The following is a 15,738-nucleotide window of genomic DNA, read 5'->3' as shown; positions in this document are numbered from 1 at the left end:
ACATAAACCTAGTTATAGTAGACCTTGATATTCAAATTCTTCGTACCATCTCCCAAATCCTCGACCGTATACGTTACATGACTAATGAGCATCTTTAGTATTAAGTTTATTTCAGAGTTAGACATCCCGTCAGTAGACTCAATCATCTCCTGCACTTTATGATGACTCCATTTTTCTTTTTTTGTCTCAGCGCTAAGAGCATTTTGAAACTCAGTAGATGCAATTAATTCTGCTAATTCATTTTCAGCTTTTTGAAGTGTCTCTTGTGAAATTTTCAGCTTTTCTTTGTACTCTGTTTTACTGATGTCCCCATCTAAGTACATTTCCTTTATGCGTTCTATTCTTCCCTTTGCCTTTTTAACAGCTTTTTCTCTTAAACCAATAAGCTGAGCTGTATAAGAGTCATCATTAACATCTTGCTCAGTAGGGGAGAAGAGAGATTCATTGTATTTTTTTATTTCCTTCATAATTGACTGGAACAGTACTTCTTCATGAATTCCTTTTGTTTCTTCGCATTCTTTTGTTCTTTCAGCAGATTTTCGTAAACACTTTCTAACGTGTTTTCTTCTGCCTTTGGGTTGTTCTATAGCTTGTGCTTTATGACAATAAGGACATCTAACAATACCAGAAAGCCTGTGGGTATTCATATTTAAACGTCTTCCAGCCACTTTATATGTTCTAAGTTTTTCTATTCTATTCAGGATTAGGGCATGTTCTTCATCGGTTTTCATGGTTTCATGATGACCTTTTGCAATTAATACTTCATCTAGATTTTTATTTTGAACAATACTGTTGTTGCTTTTGCTTTTCTTGTATTTACCAAACCATACATAACCCCTATGAAAATCGTTGGACAGAATTTCTGAAACAACTTCTCCGTACCAAATGGAACGGCCGGATGGGGAAGGGACTTTCAGTTCGTTTAACATCTCAGCAATTACTGTGCAAGAATATTCCTCTTCTAAGAACCATTTAATCATCATTCTATATATTTTTTTCTTTTCCTCAACAACTACTGCAGCTTTGAGATTCTTGTCCCACTTATAACCGTATGGAACAGACCCTGAATGCAGTCTGCCTTCTCTTGTGGCATTTTTCTTTCCGTTAATCGTTCTCCGTTTTATTGCTCTATATTCACTTCGAGCAATAATTGATTCAAACTCAGAAAGCATTTCGTCGCCTTCGATTGATAAATCATAGGTTTTTTTTGGTGTAATAAACAATGTCCCACTTTGCTTAAATGCTTCAAGTATACGTCCGGAATCAATTTGTGATCCTCTAGAGAGTCTGTCCATTGCTACAGCACAGACTGCATCAAACTCACCATTTTCGATTCTTGGCAACAATAATGAAAACATTGGTCGTTCATCAATAGTCTCACCTGAGACAACTTCCTCAAACCACTGAACATTTTTAAAGTTCTCTCTTTTTATGAGATATTCTAGCTCATTTCTATGTTTGGCGAGTGTATCTTCTGAATCTCTGTCTTCTCTGGATTTTCTTGAATAAACTGCTATTCTTGAATTTTCGTGTAACGCCAAGTATTTCATCCTTTCTTCTTATTGTAAGTGTAGTTAGATTATATCATGTGCATTGGAATTTCTTTATAAAATCCTCATTTTAACGAAATATTTTAGATCAACTTGCTTATTAATCTAATTTAAAGTATCCTAATTGATGTATCATAGGGGGTTTAATCAGCCACTATAGACCACAGAGTCCCTCACACGCTCTGTGGTTTTTTGTTTAGATTGGAATATACCCAAATGAAAAAAGAAGCCTCAGAGGGCTTCAAATTGATTAATTCTTCTCACATGCAAAGTTGTCATTATCCCGATCCATCTTAGATGTATAAGCAGGGTGAGTGCTTGGTACTCCATGCGGATATTTCTTTCTCAGCTCTGTGCAGTTTGCAAAGTGTTCTGTTCCTCCAGTAGAAGGGGAGGCTTGTGTAGAGTTAGAAGAGCTACTTGATGCTGAACTACTTGAATGGGAACTGCTTGAGTTCGATTTATGTGTCTCAGATTGATGTGTTGTAACTGACTTTTGAGCCGGCTTAGATACACTTACTGATTTCTTCGGTTTAGTTACGCAGCCATTAAATCCTTTATCAGTTGCATAGTCATTCTTACTCCAAATCTTCAAGTCTTTATCTTTCGCAGCTTGCTCATCTTTCTTATACGTGTCTAAATACTTCGTGTTTGGCTCATATACATAAGCTACTCGTGCTAATCCTTCTTTAAGCAGTGTTTCTTGTACTGATTTGCCATCTGCGTAAACGTAAGCCAGCATTCTGCCATACTTGTCTGTACGATCTCCTTTATCAAACTCCAGTTGAAGTTTTCCCTTGTTAACCAGCTGTTTGTTTCTTGCTGAAGCATCCTCACCATATGGTTGCACACAAGAGTATGGTTTCTTAGTTTCAGGCGTGTCAACAAGCAAATAACGAACAGTTTTGACCTCGCCTTTATAGTTAACTTTAATCGTGTCCCCATCAACCGTTCTGTTTAATGTTACATCGACCAGCTTTTTCTTATTGTCAGATGCCTTTTTATCCGACGAACTCTTCTTTGAAGCATCTTCGGCTTTTTCATTCTTGCCATCACTTTTGTTGTTTGATTGATTCTCTTTCTTTTGTGTTGTCTCTTTTTCACTCTTTTCTTCTTGCTGCGTTGTTTTAGCTTTATCTGAATCTGATTTATCTGTAGAAGCAGAGTCAGATCCACACGCAGCCAAAGAAAAACTTAGAGATAATGCACCAATGCCTAATAACCATTTCTTCAATGTAATTCCCCCAAATTGTTTGTTCTGTCTTTATATCGGACAAACCTTCCTAATTATAATTATAGAACCAAAGATTGTAAATTTAATTTTAGATAAACATCTGATTTTGAAAATCGAAGAACCTAAAACTATGGTAAAATTTAGATAAGATTAAGTGGGAAGGAGACAGGTATGCAAGTATTTGAAGCATCCTCGTTAATCTCAGCAGCGGAAAAGCGGGCAAAAGAATACGATCAGATTAGAGAACAATTTATCAATCTCAGAAAAGCATTTCAAGGAATGGCTGATTTAGATGACAGCGAGTTTTCAGGTAAAGGTGCTGATAACATTAAAGCATTCTTCCAAGATCACGCTGGTGTTACAGACAGCTGGCTTGATCTGATCGATATGAAGATTGCTTTTCTTAACAGTATTTCAGGAAAAGTAGCTGATGCCGGATTAGCCGATTCGTTTGTGGAAGAGTCATTTTTAGAGCATGAGTTGATTCATGCGAAGAATAAGTCAAAAGCCATCATGCAAGAGCAACGGAATGAAATGAGGGATATTCTTAATGAGATAAGTGATATTGTTCATCTTGATGTTTTCTCTACAGAGGATGTCGATCAAAAGCTGGATTCAGCAGATAAGAAACGGGACAATACCATACACAAGCTCGGAAAGCTCGATCATGATCTAACGAAGGAATATGCAGAAACCGAAGCGAACGAGCATTTCATCCAAGCCGACTTTCAACAGCTTCAAAATGCCACGGGTAAAGGGAAAAACGCAACACCACTTCACTATAACGCCAAGGCGTACAGAGAAAGTGACATACATAAGAAAAAAGGCGAGATTGCAAGACATTCGGATGCTTATTTGACGATTAAAAAGGAAGAAGCGAAAGAGCGGGAAATCAAGGATCTGAAGAAAAAGCTCGCTGACGGTGTGACCGATCCGGATGAATATTTAGAAATCGCGAAGAAGATCGGCTATGAAAACCTTGAACCTTCCCAACAACAATATGTGATGCAACTTGAACAAGCAAAACAGATGGAAGAAGCCGGAGAAGTGACTTGGGATATTTTAAAAGGAGCCGGCGTTGGTTTATATGATGTCGGGAAAGACACGGTAACAGGTTTATGGCAGCTGATCAGCAAGCCTGATGAAGTTGTTGAAGGTATCATAGGGGCAGTTGCTCATCCGATTAACACGTATAATTCCATTTCAACAGCTATTGAGGAATCGTATCAAAAAGATATGGTAAATGGAGATGCTTACTCCAGATCAAGATGGGTGACATATGCGATAGGTACGGTAGTTACCTCTGTAGTAGGCACAAAGGGAGCCGGTTCTCTTACAAAAGCTGACGTAGCAGGAAAAGTCACCTCTAAAGTCAGTAAAGCAGGCCAAAAGCTGAAAGATGTCTCAATTGCTGATTTATTGCCTTATAATCCACGTTACGATGTTGTTCCGGCTGGAGGAGTTCCTTATAATGTAGTTAACGGTGAGAATTTAAAGGATCGTCTGCTTCAGTTAATAAAGTCTGCCAATCCTAGAACAAGGTTGCCTAGAAATCATGGGAGATGGGAAGGGACTCCTGGTAACGGTAAATGGCACTCAGATAGACCTGACGTTAATGCAGTTACTAAAGGAGAACCCGTCACTTTTATAGATGGCAGACCGATTTTTACACCATGGAGCAAAGGGACGATTAAGTTTAAATCAGGAGAACTGAAAGGTACTAAAAAGGATTTTCCAGCAGTTTATAAACGTATTCAAAAAATGAAAGGCTTTAAAACCCAAAAAGAAGCTGAAAAATGGCTGAAAGAAGTAGTTAGATTAACACCGCATCATTTAGACAATAACACCATCCAATTAATCCCTATGGATTTACATGGTAATATACCTCACGTAGGTTCGGCATCTGATTTAAGAGGAGGATTTTAATGAGCATACAGGCAATCAAGAAAAAAATGAGTGAATTTTATTTAGATATAAGAATTGATAAGAACATAAACTCTCATCAAGTCCTTAAAAAATTTGAGGACGAAAATTCTTTCGACATAACAGATGATTATAAAGAGTTTCTCAATTTATATGGGGAATGCTGGATAGAGGAAGATAATGTGTTTTTCCCTGTTTTAGAGGACAATCCACTAGCAGATAACGGTAATCTCCGGTTAGGATATTTCTACGGTCTTAATAACAATGATGCTAATATTATCAAATTAAAAGAGAATCTTTCAGAACAAATGCCGGACTGGATTATACCGATTGCTGATGGTGACGGAGGAGATCAAATTTGTCTTGGTGTGAAAGGAGAAGCAGCAGGAAAAGTTTATTTTTGGGATCATGAATTGACAAATGGAGTAAAAGACACATTTTTGGTCGCAAACTCTTTCTCTGACTTCATTCAAAGTCTGTTTATAGAAGAGGCAACAGATGGGGACGATGAAGACGATGGTATTTTATCTATTGAGCTAGATGATGATTTATTAAACAGTTAAGCAAAAGTATTGCAATTGTATGAGATGATGCAAAAGTAAGCATTCGTAATCAAAATAAAATAATGGTTTTTTCCATAAACAAAGTATTGCAAATTATTTCAATGGTTTCACTTAATGTGTTATAATCAGAACTGTAAGATATTTGATCGGTTACAGTGTATTTCTTTCATAAGAAATGCATAAAATAAAAAGACCAGGGTGTTGGTAGCACCCCGGCTCTGTACGAAAAGCTGCCCATCAAAGGGCTTGCTCGATGTTGAATCTGCGTAGACCTAACCCTTTAAGGTTCCTAAGCTCAAGGGAAGGTCTATTTTTTCTTTTGGCTTGACGTTACAATCATCATTATATTGAAGATCAACAAGACGGTATTTAATATCAATCCGCCAAAATTGATCATTATCATTAATGATTCGTAAACAGTCATTTTCCCACCCCCTTTCTATAGGGGATGAGCAAGACTCCCTTGAGTGAGCATGCTTCAATGTACAGGAATCATTATACACTAATTCCAAATATATGTCTGTGATTATAGCAATTATATTGCCAAGGTGAATCAGTCACTTGAGCATCAAAGTTTAATGATTAGGACAATATCATGTAATCTTTATTGTGTAAGTGCATCTGGGATATTATAATTTTAAATTGTTGAAATTAACTAAGGGAGAATCTGACGTTGGAATTTACTTTAGCTAAACAGGTTTTAAAGTTTTCATTAACAAGTGGCAAAAGGGCAGAAATAAATGTGCCACCAGTGCTCAATAAACAAGACATTAAGATATTAAAAAGTCAATTAATTGTTATGGAGATGCAAACAAAAATATCTAATGAAGATATGAAAAGAAAAAGGATTAGAAAAACGAAAATAAGCAGGCTATAAAAATAGCCCGTCATTTGCGTGATCCGAAAGAAAAGCAATACTTTGTGCCGGAGTTTTTAAGTGTGAAAATAAATTACTATGTCCCCCCTTACAAGCATACATTGTGATATGTAAGGGGGGGATTTTTCTTGCCTAGATACCGGAGCGCTCTTCGCAAGAGAGGGCCTTTGCCTTTTCGGTATGTGCTTCTTCTGTCGTTTGCTTTTTTCACCATATCGACGGTCATTAGCCTTTGGATGATCAACTCCTCAATCAAACCGGTGCTGATGAACATAGGAGAAATGGAAACCAAACGGGTGGCGACAGAGGTCATTACGGAATCCATTGAAGAATACATGTCTCACAGTGACAATGTGAAAGATATGGTCGATATGAAAACGGATGAAAACGGAAAAGTCACAACGATGGATTTTAATACACAAATGGTCAACAGTATGAAGGCGAAAGTGACAAAGCAGCTCCAGGCTCATCTGAAGGAAGTGGAGTCGAACAATAAGCAGCATGAAACAGAAAAAGGCGCGAAAACGGCCGATGCAATTATGATTGATATTCCTTTAGGGCAGGTCACGGGAAACAGCATTCTCGGAAATCTGGGGCCGAAAATCCCCGTGCGCTTTAACCTGATCGGTGATGCGTTAACTGATGTGAAAACAAAAATAAAGCCGTACGGCATTAACAATGCCCTGATCGATATCAGTATTTTTGTGGAAATTAAAGTGAAGGTCATTATTCCGTTTGCCAGTAAGACATCAGTCGTCACAAATAATATTCCGGTCTCCATTAAAGCGATTCAAGGAGAGGTGCCGCAGTTTTATAACGGAAGCGGCGGATCAGGTGTGACGCCTTCCGTCCAGTTGCCGAATGAAAAAAAGGAGAAAGACAAATAAAGACACACAGCCGCATTTTCTTCTGGCGGCTGTTTTTACTTTTTCCTGTGGATTTCTTGAAACTGAACTCAAAGTATCGACTAGAGAAGCTCATAAAGCTTAGTGGATACTTGCTGAATAATCATTTCCAACAATTACATCGAACGATTGTTCCTGTTTATATTGAATAAAGAACGTTTGTTCTGTTAATATTAGATCAATAAAGGAGTGATTCAAAATGCTTAGAGATCGAGGAGCGATCAAATGGACTTCCATGATGCTTCCAGAACATTTAACGCAATTAAAACAGGACTTGTTAGATGTTTCGAAAATGGAGAAGCCATCTTTAGATGAACAGCAAATTGAGGAGATTGACATCTTGGTTTCTGAAGCAATGGCATTCAATAAAGAACTGAAGTTTAAACTCTTTAAAGAAGGAATTGCCGAGGATTTAATCGGTACAGTTCAATATCTCAATTACGAACAACACAAATTACATGTAAAAGATCATCACGATCAAACCGTATACATCACCATGAATGACATCATAGGAGTTGCTTACAATGATTGATTACTCACAGTTTCCACGTAAAAATATACTTTGTGTAGATATGAAATCCTTTTATGCTTCAGTATCGGCTGTAACAATGGGATTGAATCCAATGACATGTTATCTCGCTGTAGTCGGAAACACGGATAGACAGGGAAGTGTTGTCTTAGCAGCGTCTCCTGCACTTAAAAAAGATTATGGAATCAAGACTGGCTCCCGGTTATTTGAGATTCCAGATGATCCAAAAATTCATATAGTAAACCCGCAAATGAAACTTTTCATCAGAGTTTCAACTGAAATCACTAAATTGTTTTACAGGTTCGTTCCTGAAACATGTGTGCACACGTACTCAATTGATGAATCTTTTTTAGATGCAGGAAAAGAAAATCCTGAAGTCATGGCAGAAGCAATTCAGAGCAGTATGAAGAGAGAGTTTGGCTTAGTTTGTACTGTTGGTATTGGTGACAATATGCTACTGAGTAAGTTAGCTCTTGATTTAGAGAGCAAGAAAACAAAGACTGGGATTGCACGGTGGAGATATGAAGATGTTCCTAAAAAGCTTTGGTGTGTTCATCCGTTATCTGAAATGTGGGGAATAGGAGGGAGGATGGAGAGGAATTTAAACCGGATGGGGATATTAACTGTTGGCCAATTAGCTAAATATCCACTAGAGCTGCTTGAAAAACGCTTCGGCATCATGGGCAATCAGCTTGTGCGCCCATAAGGGCATATGTTTGAATTTGTCGATAGCAAGACAACAGATTAAGTTGCAACGATCTGTCATCATCCAACTTATCCGGGAAGGAAACTGAACGGGGAGTGTAGCATGTTGGAAAAGTCATAAGTTGGCTAGATACCAAGTCACGACTGAATGGCAAGATGAGATATGTGGATAAGGATGAAAGCTACACTGCTTGAATGACAGTCCGAGTCGTCAAAACTACCGTCTATAACGGAAGGTATCCATTAACGTTATACAGTCATAGGGAGGAAGAATTATAGTTGAGCTTTCTCTAAGCAACTCAATGACTGGACAATCCCGATAAGGGTTAAAGGGCGAACGTCACATCCGACACCGCATAAAGCTATGTCAACATATGTCTAAATGGGGATTACCTAAATCGGAATGCCTGATATAGGCTATGGATATCGATCCTGAATATCCGACAAGGTAACGGAGTCTCCGTAGTAGTCTGGGGTAGGGAAAGCCTGCTACATGGCGAAGGGAGACAGCTTGTCTAGTTTAATACAACATTGGAAGGAGCGCGAGGCTCTGTGAGAAGTCCAGACGTAGTGTTGAACAATTTAGTTTCCAAGTCTAAAGAAGAAAATTATGTTTTTGACCGTCTTTATAGGAATCTCTATAATCCTGAGTTTTACCTAAAGGCTTATGCCAAAATATATGCTAAGCCAGGTAACATGACGAAGGGATCGGACGGAAAAACTATTGACGGTTTTAGTCATAAACGCATTGATTCGTTAATTGATTCACTCAAAAATGAAACTTACCAGCCTAAACCATCTCGAAGAGTTTATATTACAAAATCCAATGGAAAGAAGCGTCCACTTGGAATTCCATCTTTCGACGATAAGCTCGTACAAGAAGTTGTACGAATGATCTTAGAAGCGATATATGAAGGAACGTTCCAAGACAGTTCTCATGGCTTTCGTCCGAATCGTAGTTGTCATACTGCACTTAAACAAGTAAAACACAGCTTTACAGGGGTGCGGTGGTTTATTGAAGGGGACATAGAATCTTTCTTTGATCACATCGACCATCATACGCTAATTAGTATTCTGGCGAAAAGGATTAGAGACTCAAAATTCATTAGGCTTATATGGAAATTCCTTAGAGCTGGCTTTATAAACGACTGGAAATTCCACTCCACTTATAGTGGGACACCGCAAGGGGGAATTATCAGCCCACTATTGTCTAACATTTATTTGAATGAATTAGACAAGTACCTGAGGGACTATGCTAGTGGTTTCAATAAAGCCAAAAAAAGAGCAACAAACAAGGAATACAAGCGCCGTGAGTATCTAGTTTACAAACACAGAAAAAAACTTAAAGCGTGCTGGGACGAACTACCTTTAGAGAGAAAAAGAGAAGAGCTGAGAACGTACAAGTCGCTGAAACAGAAACTTTTAGCTGTTGATTTTGCTGATCCTATGGACACGAATTATAAACGAATACAATATGTTAGGTACGCCGATGATTTCATAGTTGGAATTATCGGAAGCAAAAAGGACTGTTTGAAGATAAAGGAAGACCTTACGGTTTTTCTAAATAAAAATCTTAAATTAAATCTGTCCCAAGAAAAGACACTAATCACAAACAGTTCAAAAAAAGCGAGATTCCTAGGATATGACATTCAAATCAAGAGAAGTTCACATACCAAAACAGACAAGAATGGGAACCTTAGGAAAACACAAAATCTTAGATGTAAACTCTATATGCCGGCTGAAAAGTGGATTAATAAACTAAAGGAATATAAAGCTCTCAAAATCACCGCCGATGGAAAATGGAAGGCTGCTCATAGGACATACCTTATAAACCACGATGACCTTGAAATCATCAACATGTATAACTCGGAAATCCGAGGAATGTACAACTATTACAAGCTCGCTCATAACGTTCACACACTGAATGATTTCTATTATTTTATGAAATACAGCTTTCTTAGAACCCTTGGGGCTAAGTATAAGGCGTCCGTTGCAAGCATATATAGTCGATTCAGGCTGAATGGGAAGTTGGGGATTGCTTATAAAACTAAGGCGGGAACGAAAATAAGGTATTTCTATAGAGAAGGTTTTAAACGAGTGGATAATGAAGCAGACATAAGGTGCGATACGCTTCCGAATTTCGTAAGGTATGTTGGGAGAACGAGTCTAATCGACAGATTGAGCGCTAAAAAATGCGAATACTGCGGAAAAGCAGATGTAGCGATTGAAATGCATCATGTTAGAAAACTTAAAGACTTAAAAGGTAAGACCTTATGGGAACAACACATGATTGCAAGACAAAGGAAAACTCTTGCTTTATGTGTAGACTGTCATAGGGACTTACACAATGGGAAACTAAACTGACAAGTGGAAAGCCGTATACGCTGAGAGGCGTACGTACGGTTTGGGGGAGAGCATTTGGAAACCTAGCATAGTAATATGCCAAGGCGTCGGGTTCTTATCCTACTATTATCATGCCCATGGAATCGACCTTTCTGAAATTGGAGCTCCTTTGATGCAGGGGCAAATAAGCTACGGGAAAAGTCAGATATTACTTAGAGACTATACGAAGAAAGAGGACATAAAGGCGGTTCTCTTGGAGATTTGTGAAGAGGTTGCACGAAGAGCACGGACACATAATAAAGTAGGGCGTACGATCAGCTTAGGAATTGGTTATAGTAAAGATGAGTTCGGGGGTGGCTTTCACAGAGCTAAAACAATTGATTTACCTACAAATATCACAATGGATATTTATCGAAATTGCTTGATGTTATTTGATAAGTTCTATATAGGCAAAACGGTACGAAGTGTTTCAGTTACCTTATCCAATATTGAAGATGATGTAAATCAACAATTAAGTCTGTTTGAAAAAGATAATGAGAAGAGAAGAAAGCTTGGATTTGTTATGGACGGGATAAGAAATAAATACGGATCAAAAGCGATCTTACGAGCTGTTTCTTATACACCTGGAGGAACAGCATTGCATAGAGCAGGATTGACGGGTGGACATAAATCATGAGAACAGAGAGCAACTCCCTCTGTTCTCCTTACAAAGTCATTAGTTTTTTACGTTTCGGCTCTTTCAGCAACCTTGAACGTATCATTTTGTTGTTGGAGATAGGAAGCACCCACTGTTCCGGCAACGCCGAATAATAGAACTGCACAGATAAATAGTTTAGTTTTCATATTGCTTCTCCCCTTTTGATTTGTCTTCTTGCTTCATTTGCTAAACGATAAAATTCAACTGCACCCCAAGCATCCTGTTTTCCAGTGAGAAAATCTGCTACAGAGACACCATAGCTTTCCATGTCAGGGTATATACTTCTTTCTTTGAAGAACTCGAATGTTTTCCTAACTAAGTCTAAATCATAGTCCAAGAAAAGTCCTTTAACCATTTTTAACTTTTCAAGTACCATTTCATTGTTATGCCGTTCAGCCAACTGTTTGGCCTGTTCATAAAATTTTTTTGTGTTTTCAATGTCATTTTGCCTTCCCTTTAAGAAGGAGATAACAAATAATGTTTTAGCAGCGTAATCATGATTTACCGGCTCAATGATTTGAAGTGACTTATTAAAGTGAAAAAATGCTTTATCAAGTTCTTCCATTTGATTATAACATAATCCAATATTAAACAGTGCTGAACGCATCAAATGCCCACGATTCTTTTCACTTTTGTTTAGCTCTACTGCTTCCTGATACGCTTTGTATGCTTGCTTTAAAGCTTCATCAAACTTCATACTGTCCAATAAATTACCAAATATGACGAATTGACAGCGTACCTTTTGTACCCCGTATGTAGGGTTACCGTCAATAACAGGTTGCTTTTTAAATATATCGTAAGCCCTCATGGCATAATTCATTGAAAAATAAGTCTGTTTCATGTGGTAATACACTTCTGACAATTTAAAATAAAATTCAGCTTTTTCAACTTCAATATCTTCGCTCTCAATTGAATCCAAATATCTCTCAGCTTGTCTATAGTGATTAAGGGAGAATGCCAACTCCTTTTGTCTAAAATAGAACATGCCCATGAAAAAATAATAGTAATATTCGAGCATTCCTGTTAAGTTTTCATGGCCTTCATATGCTTTTAACTCACCATAATTTTTCTCAATGTCTTTTATAGCGTTAGGATACATATATGCCAACATTAGCTTATGTCTAAACTCAAGTAGGGAGTAGTATAGTAAAACATCTTGGTTTTCTTCCATAATTTTTATTTCCTGCATAACTTCTTTACGCATTTCTTCTGCTCTACCGACCCAATTCTTTTTAATAGCCACATACCAATGATTCATCTTTGTTGCTACTAAATCATAAGGAATGACCTTTTCGTTCTCCAAGTCCTAAACCCCTTTCAAATCCATTTTATTATATAGTTGCATTGGAGGAAAGAAATGTAAAGGGAATTTGAGTGAAAATTAAAAACAAATCAATAATTCGATTATGAACGAAACGAAAAAAATACCCTCCTCGTTAGAGAAGGGTATATGATCAGTTTGCTGTTGCTTTTAGAGAAGCAAGCCACTCATCTAATGTTCCAGTGAAGCCTTGTTGAACGGCTAATTCATATGCTGATTTTCCATCTTTACCGGCAGCACCAGTAGCTCCTTTAGCACCGGTTGCACCAGTATCACCTTTGTCTCCCTTAGCGCCAGTAGCTCCAGTGTTGCCTTTTTCACCTTTTAGTGAAGCTAACCATTCCTCTACAGTTCCTGAAAAACCATTGTCCACTGCGATTTCATAAGCAGACTTCCCAGTGACAATTGAGACATTAACCATTGGATTGAAAAAACTCATTTATGCGCCCCCAAAAAGTTATATGTAATTCCTGACTCAGAAATTTTGAAGCTTGTGATAGGTGAATCGTGAGCGTCCATTTGAAAGCCTTGTCCAGCCCTTAAATAGATAGGATCTCCACCATTGATTGATACGTGGCATTCCTGATCATTCGAAAAGCTGAACTTATAGAAAGAATATTTAATCGTCCAGGTTGCAGGTGGGGAGGGGATTACTTCATGGTTAGATTCTGACTTCTCAAGCATTGGACTTCCGATATATCCAGATCCTATTTGCATGATCAAAAATCATTCCTTTCTTCTTGAAAATGAAAAAAAGGGGAGACAAACTCCCCAAGTTATTTTGGTTCTGTGTATTCCATTGCTTGATCGCTGTCTGAGATACCTGTAGTGGTTGGATCCACTACAACCCCCATTGCAGTTAAAAATGTAAGCAAAGCATTAAATTTCTCAGTGAGATCATCACTAAATACAGAAATGTCGTAACCAATTGCAGATGCAATGGATTGTGCAAACAAAAGAGTTGCAGAAAAGATTGCAACAAGGAATGTTTTCTTTTTAAGTCTTACTTTCCAGTTAATTTTAGTCATTAAATCGTCTCCTGTTCTTTTTATTTAAGTCCAAAATGTATGAGTAACCAAGCCGCGATAATAGACGCAATTACACTTGGTAGCACCTTAAACACAAGGTCTTTAGTAAACTGAGAAGGATCAATTTTGCGAGTAGAATCAGAGCGTTCCAATATTTCAACTCGATTGTCCAGTTTTTCATATGATTTACTTAGATTTTTTAAACTGTTGCTCATTTCGTTCAGAGTGCTGAACTGTTCTCTCGATTGTGCTTGAGAATCCTTATTAATTTCGACTTGCTGCTCAACAAGCGTAGCAATACGACCAATAACATTTGTTCTTTCTTCAAGAGAGTCGATTTTGTTATCAGTGTGCTTAGCTTTTTCTTCAAGTGCACTTAATCTTGAAATGGTGCTTTGCTCAAAGTTATCCATTTGTCACCAACCTTTGATAAAATAGAAAGGTGACATTACATCACCTCCTATAATAAGAGGATAATCATTGATATACCTCATCAACAATCATCCTCAAAGATATTTAAATATATTTAGATTTTTGACCCAAATTGTCCTGAGATGTAGCCGCGTTTACCTTTGTAGATAACTTCCCAGTAACCCTTAGCATTGTTTAACCCTTTCACTGAGCCAGAAATGCTGACGGTATCACCTAGCTCCACAGTGCCGAGATTCTTTGCTTTGTTTTTATCGGGTCTGTCCATAACGATTGCAGCGCTTTTTACACCGACAATTTTAATTTTGCCTGCAGATTTGACCCCACTACTATTAGGCTTAGGAGTGGATTTAGACTTTGGGGAAGACGTACCCACAATCTTAGCTCCTGTTGAAGCAGCGGCATAAATATTCACTTTACCAAACTGATCAGTCTTAATTGTGTAAACGTCTGCTTGAGGGTTATCTAAAATGTCGTAGGTTAATCCACCAAATTTTTTTGGATTCAATTGAGTAGAAAGAGCGTTTGCTTTAACTGGGGCTTTGCCAAGAGGATAGATTCTCCAAGAAGAAGCTGAAGCGGGAAGAACTACCTGTTTCTTTGTCACTCCGGGTGATTTAGATGGAGTTGTCTTGGGTTTTGAGCCACCTTTCCCAAGCTCAGCATCACTCTTAATATAACTTACATTGACGTACCCACTATATGTAGCACCTTTGGAGTTTGTATATTTGATATAACCCCAACCATTTTGAGTTGATCCTTTTTGGTATTGAACAGTAGAGCCTTTAGGAAGGGTAAGTACTATAGAGGAGTTTGAATTGCGTTGTGTTCTCACATTAAGACTGTCTGCGATAACTGTGTTCTTAATATATGACTCTCTCGTTTTAACATCAGGAGCTTCAAGGTCTTTATTGTTAGCAGGAGTAGGGGTAGGAATTGTGACAGATTTACCAGTTAGAATTTTAGAAGCGTCTTGCACAAATCGAACCCATTCTGATGGATTGTTAGTGTAATATCTATGACAATCTTTCCACCCAACAACCTGATGGTGAGTCCAAAGATTTTCGTGAGTCAGATCATATTTTTTCAATAGGGAGCAAGCTAGCTCTAATGTTGTTTTATAAGTTGCGTCTGTAGGCTTACCTGTCATATCGTTATGGCACATTTCAATCCCGATAGTGCAGTTATTTGGATACGAGCTAAGATTTCGCAGTGCACTTTGAGTATACACATTTGAGCCTACATGATAAGCCATTTCATTGTTTGGAATACATTGAATAACTGTGTTCTCTTTTACAATGTAGTGTGCTGATCCGTATCCGTTCGTTCCACTTTTTCGGCTTTCAAAGAAATTTCGGTTTCCTTCAGCGCTAGAACCAGGATTTGCAACCCAGTGAATTACAACAGCTTTAACTTTATTCAAACCAGTGCGAGGTCTTGAATAACTATTCGGAGTCAAAAGGTTCTGAGTGATATTCATAAAAATTATTCCTCCAATAATCTTAGTTTTAAGAACACAAAATGAGAGAAGGGGGAATCCCAATCTCTCTTTATCTCACGTATGCTCTTGTTATCTCTGTTTTTGAATGCTGTAAATTGAATAAAATTTATATTTTAACTAGAACATAACCACC

Annotated in this window: 13 protein-coding genes and 4 pseudogenes; 8 read left to right on the top strand and 9 right to left on the bottom strand. The window is 37.8% G+C overall.

Annotated features, from left to right (window positions below; genetic code table 11):
* Nucleotides 1-8: 8 nt before the first annotated feature.
* From MHH91_RS11615 to MHH91_RS20835, 3 genes and pseudogenes are all read right to left on the bottom strand, one after another.
* Complete coding sequence (locus MHH91_RS11615; RefSeq protein ID WP_014472063.1) at nt 9-1,550, bottom strand: recombinase family protein; 1,542 nt, start codon at nt 1,548-1,550, stop codon at nt 9-11.
* A 250-nt stretch (nt 1,551-1,800) separates the two neighbouring features.
* A pseudogene (locus tag MHH91_RS20840) lies at nt 1,801-1,905 on the bottom strand (excalibur calcium-binding domain-containing protein); the annotation flags it as partial.
* A 183-nt stretch (nt 1,906-2,088) separates the two neighbouring features.
* Nucleotides 2,089-2,538, bottom strand: a pseudogene (locus MHH91_RS20835) (thermonuclease family protein); the annotation flags it as partial.
* 417 nt (nt 2,539-2,955) lie between these two features.
* On the opposite strand from MHH91_RS20835, the gene MHH91_RS11605 reads away from it, so the two are divergent.
* Complete coding sequence (locus MHH91_RS11605; RefSeq protein WP_014472061.1) at nt 2,956-4,710, top strand: T7SS effector LXG polymorphic toxin; 1,755 nt, start codon at nt 2,956-2,958, stop codon at nt 4,708-4,710.
* Entirely contained in the window at nt 4,710-5,270 is a 561-nt protein-coding gene (locus MHH91_RS11600; protein WP_014472060.1) for an SMI1/KNR4 family protein, read from the top strand. The genes MHH91_RS11605 and MHH91_RS11600 overlap by 1 nt, the downstream gene beginning before the upstream one ends.
* A gap of 307 nt (nt 5,271-5,577) precedes the next feature.
* On the opposite strand, the gene bsrG is transcribed toward MHH91_RS11600, so the two are convergent.
* On the bottom strand, nt 5,578-5,694 hold the full coding sequence (bsrG, locus tag MHH91_RS11595; protein ID WP_009967548.1) for a type I toxin-antitoxin system toxin BsrG: 117 nt from the start codon (nt 5,692-5,694) through the stop codon (nt 5,578-5,580).
* 249 nt (nt 5,695-5,943) lie between these two features.
* Here bsrG and MHH91_RS11590 point away from each other — a divergent pair, with 249 nt between their 5' ends.
* From MHH91_RS11590 to MHH91_RS11565, 6 genes and pseudogenes are all read left to right on the top strand, one after another.
* Nucleotides 5,944-6,147: a hypothetical protein gene (locus tag MHH91_RS11590; RefSeq protein WP_041915578.1), complete on the top strand. Its 204-nt coding sequence runs from the start codon at nt 5,944-5,946 to the stop codon at nt 6,145-6,147.
* A 128-nt stretch (nt 6,148-6,275) separates the two neighbouring features.
* Complete coding sequence (yunB, locus tag MHH91_RS11585; RefSeq protein WP_080558536.1) at nt 6,276-7,034, top strand: sporulation protein YunB; 759 nt, start codon at nt 6,276-6,278, stop codon at nt 7,032-7,034.
* A gap of 217 nt (nt 7,035-7,251) precedes the next feature.
* On the top strand, nt 7,252-7,584 hold the full coding sequence (locus tag MHH91_RS11580; RefSeq protein ID WP_014472056.1) for a YolD-like family protein: 333 nt from the start codon (nt 7,252-7,254) through the stop codon (nt 7,582-7,584).
* Nucleotides 7,577-8,275, top strand: a pseudogene (locus MHH91_RS11575) (Y-family DNA polymerase); the annotation flags it as partial. The gene MHH91_RS11580 and the pseudogene MHH91_RS11575, both read left to right, overlap by 8 nt.
* Nucleotides 8,276-8,838: 563 nt before the next feature.
* Nucleotides 8,839-10,650 (top strand): reverse transcriptase/maturase family protein, encoded by a 1,812-nt coding sequence (locus MHH91_RS11570; RefSeq protein ID WP_014472054.1) that lies wholly within the window; start codon nt 8,839-8,841, stop codon nt 10,648-10,650.
* A gap of 103 nt (nt 10,651-10,753) precedes the next feature.
* Nucleotides 10,754-11,305, top strand: a pseudogene (locus tag MHH91_RS11565) (DinB/UmuC family translesion DNA polymerase); the annotation flags it as partial.
* Between the two features lie 163 nt (nt 11,306-11,468).
* On the opposite strand, the gene MHH91_RS11560 reads toward MHH91_RS11565, so the two are convergent.
* The 5 genes from MHH91_RS11560 to MHH91_RS11540 form a co-directional block, all read right to left on the bottom strand.
* The gene (locus MHH91_RS11560; RefSeq protein ID WP_014472052.1) at nt 11,469-12,629 is read right to left on the bottom strand and encodes a response regulator aspartate phosphatase; all 1,161 of its coding nucleotides are present in this window, start codon (nt 12,627-12,629) and stop codon (nt 11,469-11,471) included.
* A 151-nt stretch (nt 12,630-12,780) separates the two neighbouring features.
* The gene (locus tag MHH91_RS11555; protein ID WP_099762739.1) at nt 12,781-13,086 is read right to left on the bottom strand and encodes a hypothetical protein; all 306 of its coding nucleotides are present in this window, start codon (nt 13,084-13,086) and stop codon (nt 12,781-12,783) included.
* Between the two features lie 337 nt (nt 13,087-13,423).
* Entirely contained in the window at nt 13,424-13,675 is a 252-nt protein-coding gene (locus MHH91_RS11550; RefSeq protein ID WP_014472050.1) for a phage holin, read from the bottom strand.
* A 20-nt stretch (nt 13,676-13,695) separates the two neighbouring features.
* Nucleotides 13,696-14,088 carry a hypothetical protein gene (locus MHH91_RS11545; RefSeq protein ID WP_014472049.1) on the bottom strand — a complete coding sequence of 131 codons (393 nt, stop codon included), beginning with the start codon at nt 14,086-14,088 and terminating at the stop codon, nt 13,696-13,698.
* Nucleotides 14,089-14,201: 113 nt separating this feature from the next.
* The gene (locus MHH91_RS11540) at nt 14,202-15,584 is read right to left on the bottom strand and encodes an N-acetylmuramoyl-L-alanine amidase (protein WP_014472048.1); all 1,383 of its coding nucleotides are present in this window, start codon (nt 15,582-15,584) and stop codon (nt 14,202-14,204) included.
* Between the last annotated feature and the right edge of the window lie 154 nt (nt 15,585-15,738).

It is taken from the genome of Bacillus sp. FSL K6-2819, from assembly GCF_038008305.1.
GTDB classification, from domain to species: domain Bacteria; phylum Bacillota; class Bacilli; order Bacillales; family Bacillaceae; genus Bacillus; species Bacillus amyloliquefaciens.
This window is presented reverse-complemented; position numbering and strand designations above follow the sequence as displayed.